The sequence below is a fragment of the Mesorhizobium sp. M8A.F.Ca.ET.165.01.1.1 genome (genome assembly GCF_004792065.1).
In the GTDB taxonomy this organism is placed as follows: domain Bacteria; phylum Pseudomonadota; class Alphaproteobacteria; order Rhizobiales; family Rhizobiaceae; genus Mesorhizobium.
On record NZ_SRTH01000004.1, the window covers coordinates 114,056 to 139,576 of the forward strand.

Below are 25,521 nucleotides of genomic sequence, written 5' to 3' on the forward strand. Positions count from 1 at the left end.
TCCAGTGTGGCCTACGCCACGTCGAGGCATAGATATTTGAGATCAGTGAAGGCCTCCAAGCCGTGGCGCGAGCCTTCGCGGCCGATGCCGGACTGCTTGACGCCGCCGAAGGGGATCGGCGCGCCGGTGATCTTCACACGGTTGATGGCGACCATGCCATAGTCGAGCGCGCGACCCATGCGCTGCTGACGCGCGCCATTCTCGGTCACGACATAGGCGACGAGGCCATATTCGGTCGCATTGGCGCGGGCGATCACCTCGTCCTCGTCGTCGAAGGATGTGACGGCGGCGACCGGACCAAAGGTCTCCTCGCGCATGATCAGCGCTTGGTCGGGCACATCGGCCAGCAGCGTCGGCTGGTAGAACAGCGGCCCGGCCTGATGGCGCTTGCCGCCGGCAAGGCAGCGGGCGCCGTGGGCGAGGGCATCCGCGACCTGCTCCTCGACCTTCTGGACGGCACGTTCATGCATCAGCGGCCCGATGTCGGTTTCCTCGGCAAGGCCGCTGCCGGTCCGCAGCGCGTCAATGCGCTTGGCGAATGCGGTGCAGAAGCGGTCGTAAAGCGGACGCTGGACATAGATTCGGTTGGCGGCGAGGCAATCCTGGCCTGATGTGGCGAATTTGGCGTCGACAGCAATGGTCACCGCCTTGTCGATATCGGCATCGGCAAAGACGATCAGCGGCGCGTGGCCGCCGAGTTCCATGACCAGCCGCTTCATCGTCGGCGCACTTTGCGCGGCGATCAGCCGGCCGATCTCGGTCGAGCCCGTAAAACTCATGGCCCGCACGCGCGGATCTTCGCACATGCGTCCAACGATCGTCGCGGCCTTGCCGGTGACGATGTTGAAGACGCCGGCCGGCAACCCGGCGCGCTCGCCGAGTTCGGCCAGCGCCAGCGCCGAAAGTGGCGTCTCCGAGGAGGGATGGGCGACGATGGTGCAGCCGGCGGCAAGCGCCGCCGCCGCCTTGCGGGTCAACATGGCCGACGGAAAATTCCACGGCGTGACCACGCCGACGACACCGAGCGGTTCGCGCCGCACCATCATTTCCGCGTTCGGCAGATGGCTGGTGACGCTCTCGGCGTTGAGGCGCTTCGCTTCCTCGGCATACCATTCGATGAAGGAGGCGGCGTAGTCGATTTCGCCGAGCGACTCTTTGAGCGGCTTGCCCTGCTCAAGCGTCATCAGCAGAGCCAGATCAGCCTTGGCGGCGATGATCAGCTCGAACCATTTTCGCAGGATTTTCGAGCGCTCCTGCGGCAACAGCGTCCGCCAGGCCGGAAAGGCGCGCGCCGCGGCGTCGATGGCCTTTGTCGTCTGTCGGCTGTCGAGTGCTGCGACGAAGGCGACGGTGGTGCCGGTCGCCGGATCGGTGACCTCGAAACTCTCGGCCGCATCGCTCGCCGTCCAATGGCCGTCGACGTAAGCGAGTTCGCGCAGCAGCCGGCGGTCGGCGAGCCGGTCGAGCGCTTCGTGGCGATGCGAGCGGGCGAAATGCGCGGACATGGTCGAAGCCTCCCGGTTCGGTCTGATCCGGGAAGACTATCCTTCACCGGCAGACAGAGAGGCTGTTTGGGCGCCTGATCAGAGAGAGAATCTCTCTATTGCGCCGTGAGGGCAGCCCGTTTCTCCGGCGCTATGCCGATGCCGGCAACAGGTCCGCAATGGGCAGCGCGATATCATCCTTCACCGTCTTGATGACGATGTAGGTGAAGTAGCGGTCGATGCCGATCTCGCGATCGAGCAAGCCGTCGACCAGCCGCTGATAGGCGTCGATGTCGCGCGCCATCACCTTCAGCACATAGTCAACGCCGCCACCCACCGACCAGCAGGCGACGATCTCGGGGATATCGCGGATGACGCGCTCGAAGCGGTCGAAATCGGCCTGACGGTGGCTGGCCAGCGTCACCTCCATCAGCACTGTGGCGACAGGCGCCACGACGCGCATGGCGATGCGGGCGTGATAGCCCGAGACGATGCCGGCTTTTTCCAGCTTGCGCAGCCGCATCCAGCATGGCGTCGGCGACAGCCCGACCTGCTCGGCCAGCGCCAGCTTGGTGATGCGTCCGTCACGCTGGATGGCGTCGAGGATTTTGAGATCGATCGGGTCGAGTTTCGCAGCAGTCATCAGCGCTCACTTTTTCGTCCATCGTACCATGAGGGCGCATTATTTCGATTGTCAATTGCACTGATTTCGATCTCTAATAAGTCATGACATTGTGGCAACCCGATCCCGCGCTTATCCGCCGGCCAGCCTATCAATCATTGGCCGACCAGTTTGCGCGCGCCATCCATGACGGACGCCTGGCCAATGGCGCGAGGCTGCCGACGCATCGCCGGCTGGCGGACGATCTCAAGCTCTCGGTGCAAACGGTCAGCCGGGCCTATGAGGAATTGATCCGCCGCGGCCTGATTTCGGGCGAGATCGGGCGCGGCAGCTTCGTCCAGACGCAGCGCCGCGAGCCGGACCCGCCCTATCTGCCCGAGCGCCTCGGTGAGGTCATCGACCTCTCGATCCTGAAACCGGTCTGCGAGCCGATGCACCTGGAGCGGATGAAGCAGGCGCTGGGCTGGCTTGCCGAAAACCTGCCGTCGAGTTCGGCACTGTCGTTCCGGCCAAACATGGTGTTCCCGCGCCACCGCGCCGTGGCGGTCGAATGGCTGAAACTGTGCGGCCTCGAAGCCTCCGCGCAGAACATCAGCCTGACCAATGGCGCCACCGCCGGCATGACGGTGGCGCTGATGAGCGTCGCGCCACCGGGCTCCACCGTTGCCACCGAGGCGATAGGCCATCACACGCTGGTGCCGCTCGCCCGCTATCTCGGTTTCAACCTCGAAGGCCTGCCGATCGACGAAAACGGCCTGATTCCGGAAGCGCTGGACGAGGCTTGCCGGCTGTCCGATATCCGCGCCGTATTCGTGCAGCCTTCGGTGATCAATCCCACGGCAACGCTCATGGATGGGGCGCGCCGTGAGCAGATCGCGGCGGTGGCGCGCAAGCATGACATCGCCATCATCGAGAACGATGTGCTCGGTCCCCTGGTCGAGGATCGACCGCCGCCGGTCGCTGCTTTCGCGCCGGAGCGGACGCTCTACGTCACCTCCTTCACCAAGATCACCGTGCCCGGCCTGCGCATAGGTTATCTCGCCGCGCCCGACCGTTACGTTGCGGCCGTCGCCAACCGGCATCTCGTCTCGAACTGGATGGCAACACCAATGGTGGCCGAGATCGCCACCAAATGGGTAACCGACGGCACCGCGATGGAGCTGGTGCGCTGGCAGCGCGCGGCGTTGCGTCGCCGGCAGGATATCGCTGGCGAGGTACTGGCCGGCGTCGACTACCGTGCCCGTCGCGACGGATTGCATATCTGGCTGCAACTGCCGGCCGACCGTTCCGAGGAGAGCTTTGTCGCCCAGGCTCGGTTGCAAGGCGTGGCCATAGCCCCGGGCACCTCGTTCCGCATATCGGATGCGCCCTGGCATCCGGCAGTGCGCATCTCGCTGGGTTCGACCACCGAAGGGGAACTGCGCGCCGGTCTCGGCGTTGTCACCAAGCTCTTGCTTGGCGATCCGGAGCATTTGCTGCTCGCAATCTGAGCGCGCCACCCACTATCGCCAGGTGGTTCTGGGGCAACGGCATGCCCAAAAAGCCAGCTGCGATTGACCGGAAAATGTGCGTAATCAGAATAATTGTCATGATATTATTTTACCAATTGACATGATTTGGCGTGTTCCCCATCGTTAAGGGCACAGGCTTCTCCAGCACGGGGAAATTCATTTGTCCGCAACCGCGCCCATCATCAAGGTCGACGCCATCTCGAAGAGCTTCGGCGCCTTCAAGGTGCTGGACGGCTTGTCCATGCAGGTCATGCCGCGCGAGAAGCTGGCGCTGATCGGCCCCTCTGGCTCGGGCAAGACCACGATCCTGCGCATCCTGATGACGCTGGAGCGCATCGACGGCGGCCACATCCAGATCGACGGCGAGCAGCTCTACCACATGGAGCGCAACGGCCAGCTGCTGCCGGCCGACGAGCGGCATCTGGCAAAAATGCGCCAGAAGACCGGCATGGTCTTCCAGCTGTTCAACCTGTTTCCGCACAAGAGCGTCATCGACAATGTGACGCTGGCCCCGATGCTGACCAAGGGCACGCCACGCGCCGTTGCCGAGAAGCGGGCGATGGAACTTCTCGAGATGGTCGGCATGGCCGACAAGGCGAAAGCGATGCCGGCCCAATTGTCCGGCGGCCAGAAGCAGCGCGTGGCGATCGCCCGCGCGCTCGCTTTGCAGCCGAAGATCATGCTGTTCGACGAGGTGACATCGGCGCTCGACCCGGAACTGGTCGAGGAAGTGCTCAACGTCTTGTGGCGGCTCTGCGCCGAGACCGACATGACCATGCTGCTGGTCACGCACGAGATGGGTTTTGCTCACGACTTCGCCGACCGGGTGCTGTTCTTCGATCGCGGCCGAATAGTCGAGGAAGGCAAACCCGACGAGATTTTCCGCAATCCCAAGCAGGAACGCACGCAAGGGTTCCTGAAGAAGATCATCGCGGCCGGACACCGTGTCTGACCGCCATGCGGGGCGTGCGAATCGCCCACAGGCAAACCAAGAAGAGAAACAAGGAGTTGGGAACAATGAAGAAACTTGGCATTTTGGCTGGCGTCGCCGGCCTTGCAATTGCGGCGGTGCTCGCGACATCGAGCGTAGGCTCGGCCGCGGACAAGAAGCTCGAACAGCTGAAGGCTCAAGGGTTCGCCCGCGTCGCCATCGCCAACGAGCCGCCTTATACGGCGGTCGCCGCTGACGGCAAGGTTTCGGGCGCGGCGCCCGATGTGGCGCGCGAGATTTTCAAGCGTCTCGGAGTGGCCGATATCGTCGCCTCGATCTCTGAGTATGGCGCGATGATCCCCGGCCTGCAGGCCGGCCGCTTCGACGTCGTCACCGCCGGCCTGTTCATGAAGCCGGAGCGTTGCGCTGCGGTCGCCTATTCCGAACCGGTCCTGTGCGACGCCGAGGCGATGCTGGTGAAGAAGGGCAATCCGAAAGGCTTCAAGAGCTACGAGGATGTCGCCAAGGACACGTCCGCCACGATCGGCGCGCCGGGCGGCGGCACCGAGGAGAAGCTGGCGCTCAACGCCGGCGTGCCGCGTGAACGTGTCATCGTCGTGCCGGACGGCCAGAGCGGCCTGAAGATGGTGCAGGACGGCCGTATCGACGCCTATTCGCTGCCCGTGCTCTCGATCAATGATCTGATGAAGAAGGCCGCCGATCCGAACCTCGAAGTCATCGCCCCGGTGCAGGGTGCGCCGGTCTATTGCGACGGCGCCGCCTTCAAGAAGGGCGACGAGGCGATGCGCGACGCCTTCGACGTCGAACTCGCCAAGATGAAGAAGTCGGGCGAGTTCGCCAAGATCATCGAGCCCTACGGTTTCTCCGCGGCGGCGGCGATGTCGACCACGCGCGACAAGCTCTGCGCCGCGAAGTAGCGCTTCCTTTTTCCTTCTCCCCGTGAACGGGGAGAAGGTGGCCCGAAGGGCCGGATGAGGGGCAGCACAAGCTTTGCTTACGCTGGCACTGCCCCTCATCTGCCTGCCGGCATCTTCTCCCCGTTGAACGGGGAGAAGGAAGCTAACCGCCAACGTTGGAACCCAGATGACCCAGTGGTCCGGCTATTTCGGCCTGATATTGCAGGGAGCGCTTGTCACCATCGAGCTGACGCTGATGGGGTCGGTTCTTGCCCTGATCATGGCCTTTCTCGCTGGCATGGGGCGCCTATCGCGCTTCTTCGTGCTGCGGGCCCTGGCAACGGCCTATATCGAATTCTTCCGTGGCACCTCGATCTTCGTGCAGCTGTTCTTCGCCTATTTCGTGTTGCCCTTGGTGGGTTTCGAACTGACCCCGCTGCAGGCCGGCGTCTTGGCGCTGGGCTTGAATGTCGGCGCCTATGCCGCGGAGGTGGTGCGCGGCGCCGTGCAATCGATCGGCCGCGAACAGCATGAGGCCTGCATCGCGCTCAATCTGGGCCGCTGGCAAGGCATGCGCCATGTCATCCTGCCGCAAGCGTTTCTGGTGATGCTGCCGACCTTCGGCAACAATGCGATCGAGCTGCTCAAGGCGACATCGGTCGTCTCGCTGATCTCGCTCGCCGACCTGACCTTCCAGGCGCAGGTGGTGCGCGCCCAGACCGGCAACACCATGGTGCCGTTCACCACCATTCTCGTCATCTATTTCATCCTGGCGCTGCTCATCTCGTGGGGGGTGCGCTCGCTGGAACGCCGCATGGCGCGCGGCCTCGACGGAGTGCGCGTCTGATGGCCGGCGCATTCCTGATGAATTGGGTCCGCTGATGGATTGGGATTGGGATTTTGTCCGGCAGATCCTGCCGACGTTGATCCAGGGGGTGAAGATCACCATCCTGGCGACGCTGCTCGGTTCGGTGCTGGCGGCGATCGTCGGGTTGGGCATCGCGCTGGCGCGCCGCTCGCCCAACAAGGCGGTGTCTCGCACTGTCGGCTGGGTAGCCGAATTCATCCGCGGCACACCGCTCCTGGTGCAGCTCTATTTCATCTTCTATGTGCTGCCCGACATCGGCATCCTGCTGCCGCCGCTGGTCGCCGGCGTCATCGGGCTCGGGCTGCACTACGGCACCTACACGGCGGAGGTCTACCGCGCCGGCATCGACAATGTGCCGCGTGGCCAGTGGGAGGCCGCCAAGGCGTGCAATCTCAGCGCCCGGCAGACCTGGTCCCACATCATCATCCCGCAGGCCATTCCGCCGATGATCCCGGCATTGGCCAACTACTTCATCGCCATGTTCAAGGAGACGCCGCTGCTCTCGGCGATCACCGTGCTGGAACTGATGAACCAGGCAAAAAGCGTCGCCAACACCTACTATCGCTACCTCGAGCCGATCACGCTTGTCGGCGCCTTCTTCCTCGCCATCAGCCTGATCTCGGTCGTGCTGCTGCGCTGGCTGGAACGCCGTTACGGCAAGATCGAAAGATAAAAGATGAAGCCCTTGCCGCAGATCAAGCTTGTGCCCAACCGGCCAGCGCTCGATGAGCGTCCGCTGGAGCGGCGCGTCGGCCTCATCATCCTTGCCACGGACCATACGACCGAGCCGGATTTTCGCCGCATGGTGGCGAGCGAACGGATCGGCGTCTATGTCGCGCGCATCCCCTATGCCAATCCGACGACGCCTGAGAACTTGCGCAAGATGCAGCCGGCGCTGACGGCGGGCGCGGCCTTGATCCTGCCTGACGAGCCGCTCGACGCCGTCTGCTATTCCTGCACGTCGGCCTCGGTGGTGATTGGCGATGCCGAGATCGAGACGGCGATCCAGGCCGCCAAGCCAGCCGTGCCCGTCGTCACGCCAACAATGGCCGGCGTGCGCGGGCTGAACGCGTTCGGCGTGCGCCGGATCAGCATCCTCACGCCCTACACCATGGAAACCGCCAGGCCGATGGCGACCTATTTCGCCGAACGCGGCTTCGACATCCTAGGCTTTACCTGTCTCGGCTTCGAGGATGACCGCGAGATGGCGCGCATTGCCCCGGCAGCGCTTGTCGACCTCGCACGCCAGGCAATGCATCCGCAGGCCGATGCGCTGTTCGTGTCCTGCACGGCGCTGCGCGCTGCGCTCGCGGTCACCGGCATGGAACAGGCGATCGGCCGCCCGGTGGTGACCAGCAACCAGGCGACCGCCTGGTACTGTCTGCGCCTTTGCAGCGATGAGACGGCCCATCCCGAATTCGGCAGTCTGATGACGCTGCCCTTGCCGTGCGGCTGACGACCATGGCGACAGTGACCCTTGGCGATATCCGTGACGCGCGCAAGCGAATTGCCGGCAAGGTCGAGCGCACATCGATCGTGCTTTCGGCGAGTCTTTCCGAACGGCTGGGCGTGCCGGTTCATCTCAAGCTCGAGCATCGCCAGACCACCGGCAGTTTCAAATTGCGCGGTGCATCCAACGCCGTTGCATCGCTTGATGCCGAGGAGAGGGCGCGCGGCGTCGTCGCGGCATCGACCGGCAATCATGGCCGTGCGCTGGCCCACGCGGCGAAGCTCGAGGGCATGCGTGCGGTGATCTGCATGTCTCGACTGGTACCCAAGAACAAGCTGGACGAAATCCGCCGCCTCGGCGCGGAAGTCCGTATTGTCGGCAACAGCCAGGACGATGCCCAGCAGGAGGTCGAGCGGCTGGTGACGGAGGAGGGGCTTGTCATGCTGCCGCCCTTCGACCATCCCGCGATCATCGCCGGGCAAGGCACGCTCGGGTTGGAGATGATCGAGCAGGTCCCGGATGCCGCTCTGGTGCTGGTGCAACTCTCCGGAGGTGGGCTGGCCTCGGGTGTAGCGGCCGCAATCAAAGGCGTTAGCCCCGGCACAAAGATAATCGGCGTGTCGATGGCGCGCGGCGCCGCGATGAAGGCGAGCCTCGATGCGGGCCGTCCCGTCTTGGTGGAGGAACTGCCGACGCTGGCGGATTCGCTCGGCGGGGGCATCGGCCTCGACAACCGGCTGACCTTCGCCATGAGCCGAGACCTGCTCGACGATGTCGTCCTGCTCAGTGAGGACGAAATCGCCGCCGGCATTCGCCATGCCTATGAACTGGAACGCGAGATCGTCGAAGGAGCAGGTGCGGTAGGCATCGCAGCACTGCTCGCCGGCAAGGTCAGGGCGGAGGGGCCGGTGGTGGTTCTGCTTTCCGGCCGCAACATCGACATGGAACTGCACAGGAAGATCGTCTGCGGGGAAATGCCATCGATTTCGGAGCGCGCCGCATGAGCAGGATGACCATCCTCACCGAAGCTGAACTGCGCACGATCGTGACGCTCGATCTCGACGCCGTCGCTTGCGTCGAGAATGCTTTCCGCGCGCTGGCAACATTGCCGGTGGCCATGCCGCCGATCCTGCGCCTCGACATCGCCGAGCATCGCGGCGAGGTCGACGTGAAGTCCGCCTATGTACCCGGTATCGACGGCTTCGCCGTCAAGATCAGTTCCGGCTTCTTCGACAATCCAAAGCTCGGTCTGCCAAGCGGTGGCGGCATGATGGTGCTGCTTTCGGCAAAGACCGGTGTGGTCGACGCCTTGCTGCTCGACAATGGCTATCTCACCGACGTCCGCACCGCCGCCGCCGGCGCCGTCGCGGCCAAACACCTGTCGCGAGAGGACTCGTCCGTCGCCGCGATCTTCGGCGCCGGCGTCCAGGCCGGGCTGCAGCTCGAAGCCCTGATGCTGGTGCGGCCGATCACGCAGGCCCGCATCTGGGCGCGCGATGCCGCCAAGGCGGAGGCGGCCGCGGCCACCTTGCGCGAACGGCTCGGCATCGACGTGCGCCACGAACCCGACGCGGCCAACGCTGTCGCCGGCGCCGACATCATCGTCACCACCACGCCGTCGATCGAGCCGCTGATCAAGGCTGGGTTTGTCTCGGCTGGCCAGCACATCACCGCCATGGGCTCGGATGCCGAGCACAAGAACGAGATCGCGCCTGCCATCCTGCGCATGGCCGATCTCTATGTCGCCGACAGCGCGAAGCAGACACGGCGGCTGGGCGAACTGCACCATGCCATCGCCGCCGGCGTGATGGCAGCCGATGCCGAGGTCACCGAACTTGGCCAGATCATCGCCGGCGAAAAACACGGTAGGCGCTCGGCCAGCGACATCACCATCGCTGACCTGACCGGCACCGGCGTGCAGGACACTGCGATCGCCACGCTCGCCCGCGACCGCGCGCTGGCGGCCAATGCCGGAACCATTTTCGAAAGCTGATCCTGGCCGCGGGAGCATGATCTGGAAAAGTGGCAACCGGTTTTCCGACCAGATCGTGCTCCGACAAAACAATACCTGGAGACAGATTTTCAACGAAGTTGAAGCGGGCTCCAGGCCCAACAAACGAGGACCAACAAAAAATGCAGCCGAACCTGAAATTCTCGCGAAGCGAATACGCGGATCGCCTCGCCAAGACGCGCAAGGCGATGGAAGCCAAAGGCGTCGATCTCCTTGTTATCAGCGATCCATCCAACATGGCCTGGCTGACTGGATATGACGGCTGGTCCTTCTATGTGCATCAGGCGGTCATCGTGCCGCCGTCGGGCGAGCCGGTCTGGTATGGCCGTGGCCAGGACGCCAACGGCGCCAAGCGCACTGCTTATCTCGCGCATGACAACATCGTCGGCTATGCCGACCACTATGTGCAGTCGACAGAACGCCACCCGATGGACTTCCTGTCCAGCGTGCTGAGCGATCGCGGCTGGGGCAAGCTTGTCGTCGGTGTCGAGATGGACAATTACTGGTTCTCCGCCGCCGCCTTCGCCTCTTTGCAGAAGCATCTGCCCAACGCCCGCTTCGTCGACGCCACCGCGCTGGTCAACTGGCAGCGCGCGGTGAAGAGCCCGACCGAGATCGACTATATGCGCAAGGCCGCCCGCATCGTCGAGGCGATGCACCAGCGCATCTTCGACAAGATCGAGGTCGGCATGCGCAAATGCGATCTGGTCGCCGAGATCTACGATGCCGGCACCCGCGGCGTCGACGGCATCGGCGGCGACTACCCCGCGATCGTGCCACTGCTGCCGTCAGGCGCGGACGCTTCGGCGCCGCACCTGACCTGGGACGACAAGCCGATGAAGCGGGGCGAGGGCACCTTCTTCGAGATCGCCGGCTGCTACAACAGGTACCACTGCCCGCTGTCGCGCACCGTCTTCCTCGGCAAACCGACGCAGGAATTCCTCGATGCCGAGAAGGCGACGCTGGAAGGCATGGAAGCAGGTCTTGCCGCCGCCAGGCCGGGCAATACATGCGAGGACATCGCCAACGCCTTCTTTGCCGTCCTGAAGAAATACGGCATCGTCAAGGACAACCGCACCGGCTATCCGATCGGTATTTCCTATCCGCCGGACTGGGGCGAACGCACCATGAGCCTGCGTCCCGGCGACCGCACCGAGCTCAAGCCCGGCATGACCTTCCATTTCATGACCGGCCTTTGGCTGGAGACAATGGGGCTGGAGATCACCGAGTCCATCCTGATCACTGAAACCGGTGTGGAGTGCCTGGCCAATGTGCCGCGCAAGCTGGTGGTGAAGGATTGAGCCCGATGTCCAGTCATCGCCCGTCGCCGATCGCGCCGACCGTCGATTTCGATCGCGACGGCGTCCAGCATGGTTTCCTGCGCTTGCCCTATAGCCGCGACGACTCGGCCTGGGGCTCTGTGATGATCCCGATCTGCGTCATCCGCAACAGCAAGGGGCCGGCGGCACTGCTGACCGGCGGCAACCATGGTGACGAGTATGAGGGGCCGCTGGCGCTCTACGAACTCGCCCGAACGCTCGATCCCAGCCAGGTCAGCGGCACGGTGATCATCGTGCCGGCGATGAACTATCCGGCTTTTCGGGCCGGCACGCGCACCTCGCCGATCGACAAGGGCAACATGAACCGCAGCTTTCCCGGCCGGCCGGACGGCACGGTGACGCAGAAGATCGCCGATTATTTCCAACGCGAGTTGCTTCCCCGCGCCGACATCGTCTTCGACTTCCATTCCGGTGGCAGGACGCTGGATTTCGTGCCGTTTTGCGCTGCTCACACCTTGCCCGACAAGGCACAGGAGCAGAAAGCCTTTGCGGCGGTGGCGGCATTCTCAGCGCCGTTCTCGATGCGCATGACCGAGATCGATGCGATCGGCATGTATGACACGGCGGCCGAAGAGATGGGCAAGGTCTTCGTCACCACCGAGCTCGGCGGCGGCGGCACATCGCGAGCCGAAACGGTGCGGATCGCCCGGCGCGGCATCCTCAACGTGTTGCGTCACGCCGGTGTCGTCGCCGGGGCGGTCGAGACGGGCAAAACCCAGTGGCTGGACATGCCCTCGGGAGATTGCTTCTGCTTTGCCGAGGACGACGGCATGATCGAAACCATGGTCGATCTTGGTGAGCCTGTCGAAGAAGGCGCGGTACTGGCCCGCATCCATTCCACCGGCCGCACCGGCGTTGCTCCGCGGGAGATCCGGGCGAAAATGTCGGGCATGCTGGCGGCACGGCATTTCCCCGGACTGGTCAAGGCCGGCGACTGCGCCGCGGTGGTCGCCGTGAAGGTCGATTGACTGACGTGATTTCTCCGCCCGGACCAAACCGGGCGGACCCAGCCATCGACGGCTTCTCGTGTCGCTCTTCGGCCAGAAACCAAACCGCTCTCGTACACGGGGATACTTATATCGCCGGATGTTTTCCACTAGGCTGGCGATCGCGTGGCATGGGAGCATCGATTGCGCGGATTTATGGAAGGCCTGATCGAGAGGCCGCAGACGGTGGCGGAACAGGTCGCCAATGTCCTGCGCGAGGCTATAGCCAGCGGATCGCTGAAGGCAGGCACCACGCTGCGTCAGGATGAACTGGCCGAGCAATTCGGTTTCAGCCGCATGCCCATCCGCGACGCGCTTCGCCAATTGGAGGCGGAAGGCATTGTTTCCATTCATCCCACGAAGGGCGCGCATGTCGCCGGGATGGACGGTGCCGAGATCGCCGAAATCTACGCGGTGCGCGAATTGCTCGAATGCGAGGCGCTCCGGCTGTCCGTTCCGGCCCTGCCCGGCGCCAAGCTTGAAGAAGCCGAGCAGGTGCTCGACCAGATCGACGCGGAGCGCAATGCGGGCCGCTGGGGCGCCCTGAACAGGGCCTTTCACCTGTCGCTCTACGATGCCTGCGGCAACCGCCGTTTGCTTGACCTGATCGAGGCGCATCACAACGCGGCCGACCGCTATGTCCGCATCCTGCTGTCGAACCTCGACTACCGCACCCGCTCTCAGAGCGAGCATCGCGATCTGCTGGCCGCTTGCCGGCGGCGTGACGAGAAGAAGGCCGTGAGCGTTCTGAGGCAGCATCTTCGCGAAGGCAGCGACACACTCGTCAATGCGATAGACGGCGGCGGACTGTCGCGAAAATCCTGAGCCCGAGGGGCAGGGCCGTCCGCGATCGATGCCATGGCGCGCGGTTGCCAGCGGGGCGGTTCGCTGCCACATATTGCAACATCAACGCTCGACATAAGGATCGCCATGTCTCCCGTCAGCCACCTGCCGGCACGTGCCCTTGCCCCGCGCCGCCATGATGAGATCCTGCGGCGGCTGGGCGCCCAGGGCTCCGTCAGCGTCGCCGAACTGGCCGGGTTCTTCGATGTCTCGCGCGAAACCATCCGCCGCGATTTGAAGCTGCTTTCGGACCAGGGCAGGCTCGGCATCGTGCATGGCGGGGCCGCCCGCTTCGAGCCGAGCGAGCCGTCGATGAGCTTGCGCAGCCAGGAAAATGCGGCCGGCAAAGCGGCGATCGGCAGGGCGGCCGCCAGGCTGGTCAGGGATGGCATGGTGGTCTTTCTCGATTCCGGCACCACCACTTTGGCCGTCGCGCATGCCATATCGGAACTGCGCGACCTCACCATCTGCACGGCCAGCCTGAAGATAGCGCTGCATCTATGCCATGTCCCCGGCATGCGCGTGCATATGCTGGGCGGCGAAGTCGACCCCGGCGAGGAGGCGGCTGTCGGCATCGACACGCTCGATGCGATGGCCCGCTTTCGTGTCGACATCGCCTTTCTTGGTGGCGGCGCGCTGTCGCCGGACGGGGAGGTGACCGACTTCACCCGCGCCGGCGCCGAACAGCGCGGCCGCATGATCGCCCTTGCCGGGAAGGCCTATTTCGTGCTCGACGCCAGCAAGTTCGGCAAGCTGACGCCGCTCAGGATTCCCAACTTCGAACGTGCCGCCGGGGTGATCGTCGACGCCAATCCCGAACCGGCGCTTGCCGAAGCGCTTTCGCAAAAGGGTCCAGAACTCATCGTCGCAGCTTGATGTGATATTTTGTGACTTTATGGGTTGATATTTGGTTTTCTCGTGCTAATGTCCCGGCCATCCTTCAAATGGCGGAACGCTCATGGCCCATGAATTTCCCACCCAGGCTCGAATCGTCATTGTCGGCGGCGGCATCATTGGGTGCTCGGTCGCCTACCATCTGACAAAACTCGGCTGGACCGATGTTGTCGTGCTCGAACAGGGGCAACTCAGCGGCGGCACCACTTGGCACGCGGCTGGTCTTGTCGGCCAGTTGCGCAGCCATTCCAACATGACCAGCCTGATCCGCTATTCCACGCAGCTCTACAGCGAACTGGAGGCCGAGACCGGTCTTGCCACCGGCTGGAAGAATTGCGGCTCGCTGTCAGTTGCGCGCACGGCCGACCGCATGACGGTGCTGAAGCGCACGGCTGCGTCGGCGCGCGCCCAAGGGGTAGAGATCGACGTCATCTCGCCCAGGGAGGCTGGCGATCTGTGGCCTGTCATGGCGACAAACGATCTCGTCGGCGCTGTCTGGCTGCCCGGAGACGGTAAGGCCAATCCCACCGATCTCACGCAATCGCTTGCCAAGGGCGCGCGCAATGGCGGCGCCAAAATCTTCGAGCGGGTCAAGGTCACTGGTATCAGCGTCAGCAACGGCGTCGCTTGCGGTGTCGAGACCGACCATGGCGACATCGCCGCCGAGATCGTCGTCAATTGCGCCGGCCAATGGGCGCGCAAGGTCGGGCTGATGTGCGGCGTGTCGGTGCCGCTGCATTCGGCCGAGCACATGTACATCGTCACTGGCCGGATAGAAGGCGTGCATCCGGATCTGCCCGTCATGCGCGATCCCGATGGATTCATCTACTTCAAGGAAGAGGTCGGCGGCCTGGTCATGGGCGGCTTCGAGCCGCATGCCAAGCCGTGGGGCATGAACGGCATTCCCGAAAATTTCGAGTTCGCGCTGCTGCCGGATGATTGGGACCAGTTCGAAATCCTGATGGAAAACGCGCTGGTGCGCGTGCCGCAGCTGGCGCAGGCCGAGGTCAAGAAATTCTACAATGGTCCCGAGAGCTTCACGCCAGACAATAATTTCCTCCTCGGCGAGGCGCCGGAGTTGAAGAATTTCTATGTCGGCGCTGGCTTCAATTCGATGGGCATTGCCAGTGCCGGTGGCGCCGGCAGGGCGCTGGCCGAATGGATCGTCAACGGCGCGCCGACCATGGATCTGTGGCCGGTCGACATCAGGCGCTTCGCCTCGTTCAACAACAATCCGCGCTGGCTGCATGACCGGGTCAAGGAGACGCTCGGCCTGCATTACGCCATGCCATGGCCGAACCGCGAACTGGACACCGCGCGGCCATTCCGCCGTTCGCCGCTTTACGACCGGCTCGCCGCCAAGGGCGCGTGCTTCGGCTCCAAGATGGGTTGGGAGCGCGCCAACTGGTTTGCGGGTCCAGGAGAGACAGCCGGGAACGACTATGCCTTCGACCGCCAGAACTGGCACGCGGCGGTGCAACGCGAGATGAAGGCGACGCGCGAAGCCGTCGCCATCTTCGACCAGACCTCCTTCGCCAAGCTCTTTGTCCAGGGGCGCGACGCCCGTGCCGTGCTGAACCGGATCTGCGCCGGCGACATCGATGTGCCGGTCGGCACTTCGGTCTACACGGGTGTGCTCAATGCGCGTGGCGGCTACGAAAGCGATCTCACCGTGATGCGGCTTGGCGCGGAAAAATTCCTCATCGTCACCGGCTCCGCCCAGGCCGTCCACGATGCAGACTGGATCGTCAAGAACATCCCGGCGGACGCGCATGCGATACTGACCGACGTCACCTCGGCTTATGCGGTGCTGGCGTTGATGGGACCGCGTTCGCGCGACCTCCTGGGCAGACTGTCTTCGGCGGATCTTTCCAATGCCGGCTTCCCCTTTGCCACCATCCGCGAAATCGATATCGGCTATGCCACAGCCTACGCCAACCGCATGACCTATGTCGGTGAGCTCGGCTGGGAACTGATCGTGCCGACCGAGTTCGCGGTCGGCGTCTACGAGGCGCTGCATGAAGCCGGCCGTGAATTTGGCCTGGCCGACGCCGGCTACTACGCGCTCGATGCCTTGCGCATCGAAAAGGGTTTTCGCGCCTGGGGTCGCGAACTGACGCCTGATATCAACCCGTGGCAGGCTGGGCTCGGTTTTGCCGTCGCGATGGACAAGCCGGGCGGCTTCATCGGCCGTGATGCGCTCGCCGCCGCGAAATCCTCGTCGGCGCCGATCAGGCGCATCGTGCTGTTCACAACAGACGATGCCGAGCCGATGCTGTGGGGCGGCGAGCTGATCCTGCGCGACGGCAAGCCGGTCGGCGAGGTGCGCTCGGCTGCCTACGGCCACACACTCGGCCGTTCGGTGGCGCTCGGGCTGATCGAGCACGAAGCGGGCGTCGATGCTTCATTCCTGGCCAACGGCCGTTTCGAGATCGATCTTGCCGGCGTGCGCCATGCGGTTACCGCGCATTTGCGCAGCCCCTATGATCCGAAGTCGGAGCGGGTGAAAGCCGATGCAGTGGAGATCAAGGTCGCGGCTTAAAGCATGATCCCGAAAAGTTGGAACCGGTTTTCGGAAAAGATCATGCTCAACTAGTCCGCCGACATCGAGCGCGCCATGTCGAGAAAGGCGCGCACCAGTTTGCCGCCGCTGCGCTCGCGCAGGCAGATCAGCGCCTCGTCCATCAAGGTCTCGGGCGCATCGATGGTGATCGGGACGAGCCGCGAATCCTGGCCGAATTCGGCCGCCGAGACAAAGCCGATGCCGGCGCCCGAGGCGACGATCTCGCGCACGGCTTCGCGGCCCTCGGCCTCGATCACCGGCCTGAGCTCGACCTTCGACGTCGCCGCCATGTCTTCGAGCTTCTGGCGCGTCTTGGAACCGCGCTCGCGCATGACCAGCGATTCCTGCGCGAGCTGCTTGAGCGTCAGCGATTTTTTCCCTGCCAAAGGATGGTCGATCGAGGTGAAGGCGATGATCGGCGTCGAGTTCAGTTTCAGCACCTCGAAATCGCGCCCGGCGGGCACCTCGCCCAGCACGCCGATGTCGGCATCATAGCTGTAGAGGCTGCTGATCACCGTCTCGGTGTTGCCGGCGCGCACTGAGACCTGTACGCCGGGATAGCGGGCCCGGAAGCTGCCGAGGATGTGAAGCAGGTGGTGCGCTGCATCGGCGACGATGCGCAGCGTGCCGGAACGCAAAGCGCGCGACTCGGTCAGGAGCTCGAGGGCCTGTTGCTCGGTATCGAACATGCGGTGGGTTATTTCGAGCAGCTTCTGGCCCGAATGGGTCAGCGTGACCTGTTTCTTGTTCCGATTGAACAGCAGCACGTCATACTCTTCCTCGAGCTTGCGCACCTGGTCCGATATCGCCGGCTGGGTCAGGAAAAGCGCTTCGGCCGCCCGCGAAAAGCCGCCGGAGATCGCCACCTGATGAAAGGCTCGCAGCTGAACATAGCGCATCCTGTGTGCCTTTCGGGTCTCGAAGCCGCCTGCACCTTATCATAAGCCTGGCTAGCCAAAAGGACGGAATAAACGATTCCGCTAATGTCTGGGGATGAACCCTACCGCGTTCACAGCCGTGTCATGAGCGGCATGCAGCCTGTCCAATGCAATTCATCATCGTTCTAATCGATACGTCGATACAAAATAACGATTTTACAAATACGTCGCCCGGACCAACAATGGCGCCACATCAAAAAAGCAGCGACCTGTCGGAGGACATCATGCTCGCCGAGACGAAATTTGCCGCCGAGCCGCTGGCCAGGCCGGCCCTGGGCGAGCCCTATCTTTTGACCCCCGGGCCGCTCACCACGGCCTATTCGGTCAAGCAGGCGATGTTGCGCGACTGGGGATCCTGGGACGGCGACTTCCGCGCCATGACATCAGACATGCGCCGCCGCCTGCTGGCGCTGACCGGCGACACGAAAGGCGAGTTCGACTGTGTGCCGATGCAAGGCAGCGGCTCCTTCTGCGTCGAGGCGATGCTGGGCTCGTTCGTGCCCAGTGATGGCAAGGTTCTGGTGCTGGCCAACGGCGCCTATGGCCTGCGCGCCGCGCAGACCATGCAGTATCTCGGCCGCGCCTATACGCTGATCGACAAGGGCGACTACCTGCCGCCGCGCGGCGACGAGGTGGCGGCCGCGCTCGAGGCTGATCCTGCGATCACGCATGTCATCGCCATTCATTGCGAGACCAGCTCCGGCATTTTGAACCCTGTCGCCGAGATCGCCGAAGCAGTCCATGGCAAGGGTCGCAAACTGCTGGTCGATTCCATGAGTGCCTTCGGCGCCGTCGCGCTCGACGTCAACGAGATCCGTTACGAGGCGATGGTGTCGTCGGCCAACAAATGCATCGAGGGCGTGCCCGGCTTCGGCTTCATCATCGCCCGCAAGAGCGAACTCGAAGCAGCCAAGGGGCGCAGCCATTCCCTGTCGCTCGACGTTCACGCGCAATGGGCGCACATGAACAAGACCGGCCAGTGGCGCTACACGCCGCCGACGCATGTCGTCGCCGCCTTCCTGGAGGCGCTGCGCCAACACGAGGCCGAAGGTGGCGTCGCCGGCCGTGGCGCCCGCTATGTCAAGAACCGCGACGTCATGGTGGCGGGCATGCGCGAACTAGGCTTCGAGACGCTGCTTAGGGACCGCTGGCTGTCGCCGATCATCGTCACCTTCTTCAACCCGGCCCACGCCAACTTCGCCTTCGATCGTTTCTACGAACTGATGAAGGACAAGGGCTTCATCATCTATCCCGGCAAACTGACGGTCGTGGATTCCTTCCGCGTCGGCTGCATCGGCCAGATGGACGAACATGTCATGCGCCGCGTCGTCGAGGCGGCGGCGCAATCGCTTGATGAAATGGGCGTCGACACCGCCGCTCCACCCGCGGCGGCAATCGCCGAGCGCGCCAAACTCGCCGCCTGAAGCGGCCGTTTTCGAGGATTTTTGATGAACCAGATGTCTCCCATCAACGTCGCGGTCAATGGCCGCACCTACGCCTGGCCGCGCGTGCCGGCCATCGCCATCTGCCTTGACGGCTGCGAGCCGGCCTATCTTGACGAGGCGATCAGGGCCGGGCTGATGCCGGCCCTGGTCAGGATCAAGCAGAAGGGTACGGTGCGCTTTGCGCACTCGGTCATTCCGAGCTTCACCAACCCCAACAATTTGTCGATCGCCACCGGTCGCCCGCCCTCGGTGCACGGCATTTGCGGCAACTATCTCTACGAGCGCGAGACCGGCAAGGAAGTGATGATGAACGACCCGCGCTTCCTGCGCGCGCCGACCATTTTCCAGGCCTTCTACGATGCCGGCGCCAAGGTCGCGGTGGTGACCGCCAAGGACAAGCTGCGTGCGCTGCTCGGCAAGGGCCTCGCCTTCGGCGAAGGCCGCGCGCTGTGCTTCTCGGCTGAAAAGTCGGACACCACGACAGTGGCCGAGCACGGCATGGACAATGCCTCGAAGCATTTCGGTCTGCCGGTGCCGGAAGTCTATTCGGCCGAACTGTCGGAATTCGTCTTCGCCGCCGGCGTTCAGCTGCTCAGGGAATTCCGCCCCGACATCATGTACCTGACGACGACCGATTATGTGCAGCACAAATATGCGCCCGGCGTGCCACAGGCCAACGCCTTCTACGAAATGTTCGACAAGTACTTGACCGAGCTCGATGCGCTGGGCGCGGCGATCGTCGTCACCGCCGACCATGGCATGAAGCCCAAGCACAAGGCGGACGGTTCGCCCGACGTCGTCTACGTCCAGGATATTCTCGACGAATGGCTGTGCAAGGACGCCGCCCGCGTCATCCTGCCGATCACCGACCCCTATGTCGTGCATCACGGCGCTCTCGGCTCTTTCGCCACCGCCTACTTGCCTGATGGCGCTGATCAGGCCGGCATCATGGCGCGGCTGGCCAAGGTTGACGGCATCATGCTGGTGGTCGACAGCCCTGATGCCTGCGAGCGCTTCGAACTGCCGGCCGACCGCATCGGCGACATCGTGCTGATCTCCACCGAGAACAAGACGATCGGCACATCAGAACATCGCCACGATCTGGCGGCGCTGAACGAGCCGCTGCGCTCGCATGGCGGGCTGACCGAGCAGAAAGTACCGTTCATCGTCAACCGCGTGCTGCCGGATCTGCCCAATGAGCCGACCTTGCGCAATTTCGACGCCTTCTACTACGCGACGATGGCGGCGGCGCTGGCGGGCTGAGTGAGTTGGATCGCCAGCAGCGTGTAGCCGTCCATGATGGTGCTGGTCGACCCCCACTCCGGCCCTTCGGGCCACCTCTCCCCCGATCGACGGGGGAGAGGAAGGGCGCTGAGTTCGCCGGCCTTGGCTTTCCTCTCCCTCCGGAGGGGGGGAGAGGTGGCGCCGCGAAGCGGCGACGGAGTGGGGGAAGCCGGAGCCGAAACGCGATGACCTAGCCGACAAAAGATCAATGTTGCTCACTGAGCACAGGGAAGACTCACATGACCCAACTTGACCCTGCCATCAAAGTTCGCCACGAGCCGATGCGTATCGCCGGCAAGAAGGTCGATGCCGACGGCATCGTCGAGGTGCGCTACCCCTGGAACGACACTGTTATCGGCACCGTGCCAGCCGGCCGTGCCGAGCATGCGCGAAAAGCTTTCGAGATCGCCGCCGGCTACCGGTCGAAGCTGACCCGCTACGAGCGCCAGCAGATCCTGTTCCGCACGGCGGAAGCACTGGCGTCGCGCCGGGAAGAAATTTCCGATCTCATCACGCTCGAGCTCGGCATCTCCAAGACGGATTCGCTCTACGAAGTCGGCCGCGCCTATGACGTGTTCACGCTGTCGGCGCAGATGTGCATCCAGGACGATGGCCAGATCTTCTCCTGCGACCTCACCCCGCACGGCAAGGCGCGCAAGATCTTCACCACGCGTGAGCCGCTGAAGGCGATCTCGGCGATCACGCCATTCAACCATCCACTCAACATGGTCTCGCACAAGGTGGCGCCGGCCATCGCCACCAACAATTGCGTAGTCGTCAAGCCGACCGAGCTGACGCCGATGACGGCGCTTCTGTTGGCCGACATTCTCTACGAAGCCGGCTTGCCGCCGGAAATGCTGTCGGTAGTGACCGGCTGGCCGGTCGACATCGGCAACGAGATGATCACCAACGAGAATATCGATCTGATCACCTTCACCGGCGGCGTGCCGGTCGGCAAGATGATCGCCCGCACCGCCGGCTACAAACGCCAGGTGCTGGAACTCGGCGGCAACGATCCGCTGATCATCCTCAACGATCTGTCGGATGAAGATCTGGCAAAGGCCGCCGATCTCGCGGTGGCGGGTGCGACGAAGAATTCCGGTCAGCGCTGCACGGCCGTCAAGCGCATCCTCGTTCAGGAAAGCATCGCCGACCGTTTCGTGCCGCTGGTGCTGGAGCGCGCGAGAAAGATTCGCTTCGGCGACCCGATGGACCGCTCTACCGATCTCGGTACCGTCGTCCACGAGAAGGCGGCGGCGCTGTTCGAAACCCGCGTTCACATGGCCGCCGAGCAAGGCGCTGATATCCTCTACAATCCTGGCCGCCAGGGCGCTCTGTTGCCGCCAATCGTCGTCGACCGCGTGCCGCATAAATCCGAACTCGTGATGGAAGAAACCTTCGGGCCGATCATCCCGATCGTGCGCGCGCCGGACAATGACGATGCGCTGATCGCGCTCTCCAACTCGACCGCCTTCGGCCTGTCGTCGGGCGTCTGCACCAACTCGTTTCCCCGCATGCAGAAATACATCACCGGCCTTCAGGTCGGGACGGTCAACATCTGGGAAGTGCCGGGCTACCGCATCGAGATGTCGCCCTTCGGCGGCATCAAGGATTCGGGCAATGGCTACAAGGAAGGCGTCATCGAAGCGATGAAGAGCTACACCAATGTGAAGACCTTTTCGCTGCCCTGGTCCTGACCAGGCGCGACCGACGGACAGAAAACAGAGGGAGCGGCCAACGCTCCCTCATTCGCGTTTCGGAGATGATGATGGCCGCGATATCCGAGCTTGTGCATACAGAGGGCGATTCCAACACCACGGCGGCGCGCGGCCGCTGGGATGCCGGCCAGGACGATCCCCGCATTCGCGGCCTGCTTGATCGCGATGCCGCCGCCTTCATGCACCAGAGCCTGTCCAGCCCGTGCCTCTCGACGATCGCCAAGGCTGAAGGCATCTGGATCGAGGATACCGCCGGCCGCCGTTTCATGGATTTCCACGGCAACAGCGTCCACCATCTCGGCTACGGCCACCCGAGATTGGTGGCGGCGATCAAGAGACAGCTCGACGAACTCTGCTTCGCGCCGCGCCGCTTTACCTGCGAGCCCGCCGTCGAACTGGCGGAGAGACTGGCGGCCCTCGCGCCTGGCGACCTCGGCAAGGTGCTGTTCACCACCGGCGGCTCGGATGCCATCGAGGTCGCGCTGAAGATCGCGCGCGCCGCGACCGGCCGTTTCAAGACGGTGTCGTTCTGGGACGCCTTCCACGGCGCCGGCTTTGGCGCGGCAAGCGTCGGCGGCGAGGCGACCTTTCGCTCGCACATATCAGGTCCGATGATGACCGGCACCGAGCATGTCGCGCCCTGGGACGGCTATCGCTGCCCCTATGGCCACGATTCCCTAGAGGCTTCTGGGCTCGCTTGCGCCAACATGATCGCCTATGTGCTCGGCCGCGAGCAGGATGTGGCGGCGGTCGTTGCCGAGCCGATGCGCGCGACGCCCAATCCGCCGCCGCCCGGTTTCTGGAAGCGGGTGCGCGAAGCCTGCGACCGGCATGGCACGCTGCTGATCTTCGACGAAATCCCAACCGGCCTCGGCAAGACCGGAAAATTCTTCGCCCACGAACATGACGGCGTTACGCCCGACATCGTCGTCCTCGGCAAGTCGCTGGGCGGCGGCATCCTGCCGATCGCCGCCGTCATCGCGCGCCGCGACCTCGACGTCACCGGCGGCTTCGCCATCGGTCACTACACCCATGAGAAGAACCCGGTGACGACGCGCGCCGCGCTGACGACCATCGACATCATCCTGGAGGACGGGCTGGTCGAGCGTTCGGCCGAACTTGGCCGGCATATGCTTGGACGGATGCAGGACCTGATGGCGCGTTCGCCCCATGTCGGCGATGTCAGGGGCAGGGGACTGATGGTCGGGGTCGAACTGGTCGAGGATCGCGCCTCGCGCCAGCCGGCACGCGACCTCGCCGAACGCGTCTTCTACGCCTGCCTGGAACAGCGACTGAGCTTCAAGGTCAGCCAAGGCAACGTGCTGACACTCTCGCCGCCATTGGTCATTTCAAAGACCGATCTCGACCGGGCGCTCGACATCGTCGAGGCCGCGGTGCTGGCGGCCTGACATGAAGGCCGTCCGCACAGATCGCGAACTCGAATGTCCTGAAATCGATGCCGGCTTGCGGGCGAGGGGCGTCGACCTGGTGACGTTGCCGGACGGCATTCCCGAAGCCGATCTCATAAAAGCAGTGGCCGACGCCGACCTTCTCTTGATGTGCTACACGCCGATCACCGCGCGGGTGATAGACGCGGCGCCAAGGCTGAAGGGCATCGTGAAATATGGCGTTGGTATCGATGCAATCGACATCGCCGCCGCGATGAGGCGTGGTATTCCCGTGGTCAACGTGCCCGAATATGCCGAGGAAACCGTTGCCGAAGGCGCCTTTGCGCTGATGATCGCGCTCGCCAAGCGGCTGCCTGCGATCACGCAGGCAATGTCGCGCGATGGCTGGATCTGGCCCGAGCAACGCTGGCTGGGGCGTGATATTTCCGGCGCCACGCTTGGGCTCGTCGGTTGTGGCAAGATCGGCCGCAGCATGGCGCGCATGGCAGGCCAGGGATTTCGCGCGCGCGTGATTGGCTTTGATCCCGCTGTCGATGCAGCGACAATGCGCGCCGCCGGCATAGAGAAGGCCGACGACCTCGATGCCATGCTGGGCGCATGCGATTTCGTTTCCATCCATTGCGTGCTGAACGACCAGACACGCGGCCTGATCGGCAAGCATGAGCTCGCCTGCCTCAAACCCTCGGCCATCATCGTCAATGTCTCGCGCGGTGCGTTGATCGATGAGGCGGCCCTCGTCGAGACGATCGTTGCCGGGCGCATCGGTGGTGCCGGGCTCGATGTCTATTCGGCGGAGCCGCTGTCGAAGTCAGGCCATCCGATGAGCGCGCTGTTCGGTCGCGACAATGTGATCCTGTTTCCGCATCTCACCTTCTTCACGCACGAGGCGATGCGCCGGCTCGAGGACGACACGCTCGCGCGCTGTTTCGAGATTCTCGAAGGCCGGCCGGTGACCGTCCGTTCGCATGATCCGCGATTGCGGGCGCAGACGGGAGGTATTGTGTTCGGCTGATAAGCGAGATTTTTCAAGCTGATAGCTGCCTTCGGCCCAGCCACATTCATGGTCAAGACGTGGATGCGACAGTTCCATGACAAATATCAGAGGAATTTTGGCTCTCATAAAATAAATAGATTTTACTTATCGATCGCCGATCCCCAGAGTTGTCACAACGAAGACATCCAACCGGCTCAACGTCCGTCAGAAACCCAAGGCCGGTTGGTCCTAGTGCATCGCAGAATGTGCCTTCAATCAAAGGGGAACTCGTCATGAAATCAAGAAACGCAACCATGGTCGCGGCCTTCGCCGCATTGCTTGCATCGGCGGCCCTCGTCGGGCCGGCGCTCGCCGACGGCGTCGTCACCGTCTACTCCGCCGATGGCCTGCATGATGGCAATGGCAGCTGGTACGAGACCGAATTCGCCGCCTTCACCAAGGCCACCGGCATTACCGTTCAGTATATCGAGGCAGGTTCGGGCGGCGTCGTCGAGCGCGTCGCTAAGGAAAAATCTAACCCGCAGGCCGACGTGCTTGTGACCTTGCCGCCCTTCATCCAGCGCGCCGCCGCCGACGGCCTGTTGCAGGACTACAAGCCGGAGGCCGCGTCCCAGATCGACGGTGGCACCGACAAGTATCGGCCGCTGGTCAACAATTACATGAACTTCATCTACAACAGCGCCGTGCTGTCGGAAGCGCCGAAGAGCTACAACGATCTGCTCGATCCGAAGTTCAAGGGCAAGATCCAGTATTCGACCCCCGGCCAGGCCGGTGACGGCACCGCCGTCATGCTGCAGATCATTCATGCCTTCGGCGGCGAGGACGCCGGCTTCGAGTTCATGAAGAAGCTGCAGGACAACAATGTCGGCCCATCCGCCTCGACTGGCAAGCTGACCGCGCTGGTCAACAAGGGCGAGCTGCACGTCGCCAATGGCGACCTTCAGATGAACATGTCGCAGATGGCCGACAATCCCAACATCAAGGTGTTCTGGCCGGCGGGGCCTGACGGCGTGCGCTCCACCTTCGCGCTGCCCTACGAAATCGGGCTGGTCACCGGTGCGCCCAATGCCGACAATGGCAAGAAGCTGATCGATTTCCTGCTGTCCAAGGAAGCCCAGTCGACTGTAAGCTCGATTGCCATCGGCTTGCCTGCCCGCAAGGACGTGACGCCCTCCGACGCCAACTTCGCCAAGCTGCAGGAGGCCATGAAGGGCCTGACCATCTGGTCGCCGAACTGGGACGAGGCGCTGAGCAAGCTGCCCGACTACGTCAAGAAATGGAACGAAGCGACCGGAAGTTGATCCGCCAAGGAA

At 63.6% G+C, this 25,521-nt stretch carries 22 protein-coding genes; 19 read left to right on the forward strand and 3 right to left on the reverse strand.

What is annotated here, in order from left to right; translation table 11 throughout:
* Window positions 1-11 precede the first annotated feature (11 nt).
* Both EN808_RS13835 and EN808_RS13840 read right to left on the reverse strand, forming a co-directional pair.
* Complete coding sequence (locus tag EN808_RS13835) at window positions 12-1,505, reverse strand: NAD-dependent succinate-semialdehyde dehydrogenase (RefSeq protein WP_135916081.1); 1,494 nt, start codon at window positions 1,503-1,505, stop codon at window positions 12-14.
* 130 nt (window positions 1,506-1,635) lie between these two features.
* The gene (locus EN808_RS13840; RefSeq protein ID WP_127870501.1) at window positions 1,636-2,127 is read right to left on the reverse strand and encodes an Lrp/AsnC family transcriptional regulator; all 492 of its coding nucleotides are present in this window, start codon (window positions 2,125-2,127) and stop codon (window positions 1,636-1,638) included.
* Window positions 2,128-2,210: 83 nt separating this feature from the next.
* Between EN808_RS13840 and EN808_RS13845 the strand changes: the two genes are divergently transcribed.
* From EN808_RS13845 to EN808_RS13905, 13 genes are all read left to right on the forward strand, one after another.
* Window positions 2,211-3,596 carry a PLP-dependent aminotransferase family protein gene (locus EN808_RS13845; RefSeq protein ID WP_127870502.1) on the forward strand — a complete coding sequence of 462 codons (1,386 nt, stop codon included), beginning with the start codon at window positions 2,211-2,213 and terminating at the stop codon, window positions 3,594-3,596.
* A 181-nt stretch (window positions 3,597-3,777) separates the two neighbouring features.
* Complete coding sequence (gene ehuA, locus EN808_RS13850; RefSeq protein ID WP_135881729.1) at window positions 3,778-4,569, forward strand: ectoine/hydroxyectoine ABC transporter ATP-binding protein EhuA; 792 nt, start codon at window positions 3,778-3,780, stop codon at window positions 4,567-4,569.
* A gap of 65 nt (window positions 4,570-4,634) precedes the next feature.
* A complete protein-coding gene (ehuB, locus tag EN808_RS13855) occupies window positions 4,635-5,486 on the forward strand; it encodes an ectoine/hydroxyectoine ABC transporter substrate-binding protein EhuB (protein WP_135916082.1) in 852 nt (283 codons plus the stop codon).
* A 166-nt stretch (window positions 5,487-5,652) separates the two neighbouring features.
* The gene (gene ehuC / locus EN808_RS13860; RefSeq protein WP_127275884.1) at window positions 5,653-6,312 is read left to right on the forward strand and encodes an ectoine/hydroxyectoine ABC transporter permease subunit EhuC; all 660 of its coding nucleotides are present in this window, start codon (window positions 5,653-5,655) and stop codon (window positions 6,310-6,312) included.
* A gap of 34 nt (window positions 6,313-6,346) precedes the next feature.
* Entirely contained in the window at window positions 6,347-7,006 is a 660-nt protein-coding gene (gene ehuD / locus EN808_RS13865) for an ectoine/hydroxyectoine ABC transporter permease subunit EhuD (protein WP_127870505.1), read from the forward strand.
* 3 nt (window positions 7,007-7,009) lie between these two features.
* Complete coding sequence (gene eutA / locus EN808_RS13870) at window positions 7,010-7,789, forward strand: ectoine utilization protein EutA (protein WP_135916083.1); 780 nt, start codon at window positions 7,010-7,012, stop codon at window positions 7,787-7,789.
* A gap of 5 nt (window positions 7,790-7,794) precedes the next feature.
* The gene (eutB, locus tag EN808_RS13875) at window positions 7,795-8,787 is read left to right on the forward strand and encodes a hydroxyectoine utilization dehydratase EutB (RefSeq protein WP_135916084.1); all 993 of its coding nucleotides are present in this window, start codon (window positions 7,795-7,797) and stop codon (window positions 8,785-8,787) included.
* Window positions 8,784-9,776, forward strand: a complete 993-nt coding sequence (gene eutC, locus EN808_RS13880; protein ID WP_135916085.1) for an ectoine utilization protein EutC — start codon at window positions 8,784-8,786, stop codon at window positions 9,774-9,776. The genes eutB and eutC overlap by 4 nt, the downstream gene beginning before the upstream one ends.
* A gap of 140 nt (window positions 9,777-9,916) precedes the next feature.
* Window positions 9,917-11,095 carry an ectoine hydrolase DoeA gene (doeA, locus tag EN808_RS13885; RefSeq protein ID WP_127275879.1) on the forward strand — a complete coding sequence of 393 codons (1,179 nt, stop codon included), beginning with the start codon at window positions 9,917-9,919 and terminating at the stop codon, window positions 11,093-11,095.
* 5 nt (window positions 11,096-11,100) lie between these two features.
* Window positions 11,101-12,102: a N(2)-acetyl-L-2,4-diaminobutanoate deacetylase DoeB gene (doeB, locus tag EN808_RS13890; RefSeq protein ID WP_135916086.1), complete on the forward strand. Its 1,002-nt coding sequence runs from the start codon at window positions 11,101-11,103 to the stop codon at window positions 12,100-12,102.
* A gap of 174 nt (window positions 12,103-12,276) precedes the next feature.
* Window positions 12,277-12,945, forward strand: a complete 669-nt coding sequence (locus EN808_RS13895; RefSeq protein WP_167531369.1) for a GntR family transcriptional regulator — start codon at window positions 12,277-12,279, stop codon at window positions 12,943-12,945.
* Window positions 12,946-13,050: 105 nt separating this feature from the next.
* Window positions 13,051-13,839: a DeoR/GlpR family DNA-binding transcription regulator gene (locus tag EN808_RS13900; protein ID WP_135916087.1), complete on the forward strand. Its 789-nt coding sequence runs from the start codon at window positions 13,051-13,053 to the stop codon at window positions 13,837-13,839.
* An 82-nt stretch (window positions 13,840-13,921) separates the two neighbouring features.
* Window positions 13,922-16,399 carry an FAD-dependent oxidoreductase gene (locus EN808_RS13905; protein WP_135916088.1) on the forward strand — a complete coding sequence of 826 codons (2,478 nt, stop codon included), beginning with the start codon at window positions 13,922-13,924 and terminating at the stop codon, window positions 16,397-16,399.
* Between the two features lie 50 nt (window positions 16,400-16,449).
* On the opposite strand, the gene EN808_RS13910 is transcribed toward EN808_RS13905, so the two are convergent.
* Entirely contained in the window at window positions 16,450-17,319 is an 870-nt protein-coding gene (locus EN808_RS13910; protein ID WP_135916089.1) for a LysR substrate-binding domain-containing protein, read from the reverse strand.
* Window positions 17,320-17,582: 263 nt separating this feature from the next.
* Here EN808_RS13910 and EN808_RS13915 point away from each other — a divergent pair, with 263 nt between their 5' ends.
* The 6 genes from EN808_RS13915 (at window position 17,583) to EN808_RS13940 (ending at window position 25,509) form a co-directional block, all read left to right on the forward strand.
* Window positions 17,583-18,782 (forward strand): 2-aminoethylphosphonate--pyruvate transaminase, encoded by a 1,200-nt coding sequence (locus tag EN808_RS13915; protein WP_135916312.1) that lies wholly within the window; start codon window positions 17,583-17,585, stop codon window positions 18,780-18,782.
* Between the two features lie 24 nt (window positions 18,783-18,806).
* Window positions 18,807-20,066 (forward strand): phosphonoacetate hydrolase, encoded by a 1,260-nt coding sequence (gene phnA / locus EN808_RS13920; protein WP_135916090.1) that lies wholly within the window; start codon window positions 18,807-18,809, stop codon window positions 20,064-20,066.
* Between the two features lie 260 nt (window positions 20,067-20,326).
* Window positions 20,327-21,784: a phosphonoacetaldehyde dehydrogenase gene (gene phnY, locus EN808_RS13925; protein ID WP_135916091.1), complete on the forward strand. Its 1,458-nt coding sequence runs from the start codon at window positions 20,327-20,329 to the stop codon at window positions 21,782-21,784.
* Between the two features lie 71 nt (window positions 21,785-21,855).
* Window positions 21,856-23,214 (forward strand): aspartate aminotransferase family protein, encoded by a 1,359-nt coding sequence (locus EN808_RS13930; RefSeq protein WP_135916092.1) that lies wholly within the window; start codon window positions 21,856-21,858, stop codon window positions 23,212-23,214.
* Window position 23,215: 1 nt separating this feature from the next.
* Window positions 23,216-24,226, forward strand: coding sequence for an NAD(P)-dependent oxidoreductase (locus tag EN808_RS13935; protein ID WP_135916093.1), 1,011 nt, complete (start codon window positions 23,216-23,218; stop codon window positions 24,224-24,226).
* A gap of 254 nt (window positions 24,227-24,480) precedes the next feature.
* On the forward strand, window positions 24,481-25,509 hold the full coding sequence (locus EN808_RS13940) for a 2-aminoethylphosphonate ABC transporter substrate-binding protein (RefSeq protein ID WP_127870518.1): 1,029 nt from the start codon (window positions 24,481-24,483) through the stop codon (window positions 25,507-25,509).
* The last annotated feature ends 12 nt before the right edge of the window (window positions 25,510-25,521 follow it).